The 330-nt window shown below is 54.2% G+C and carries 1 protein-coding gene; it reads right to left on the bottom strand.

All coding sequences use genetic code 11. The features are described 5' to 3' along the window. Nucleotides 1-330: DDE-type integrase/transposase/recombinase (locus BGP75_RS22460; protein WP_143821156.1), on the bottom strand; the 330-nt coding region annotated here is incomplete at both ends.

The raw sequence follows: 330 nt of genomic DNA, 5'->3' as shown, positions 1-330 counted from the left end.
GGCAACACCGTAGTGTGAAGCCAGTTGCTGATAGGCAGGATTGATGTCGGGTTCATAGCGGTGTGTTTTGCTCACCCCACTTTTTAGATTATCCGGCACCACCAGTTCCGGTACGCCAGCGAAGAATTCGAAGGCTTGCACGTGAGCATTGAGCCAGTCAGCCTGATTCTTGCTCCAGCTAGCGCAGGAAAAGGTGTAGTTGGATGCGCCCAGCACTGCCACAAACACCTGAGCCTGGCGTACTTCACCTGTGTCAGGGTTGACCACCTCCATGGTTGGGCCGCAGTAATCCACAAAGAGCTTCTCACCAGCACGATGTAGCTGTCGCAT

It is taken from the genome of Motiliproteus sp. MSK22-1, from assembly GCF_001968815.1.
In the GTDB taxonomy this organism is placed as follows: Bacteria; Pseudomonadota; Gammaproteobacteria; order Pseudomonadales; family Balneatricaceae; genus Motiliproteus.
Note: the sequence above shows the minus strand (reverse complement) of the source record. Positions and strands in the feature narration are given on the sequence as shown.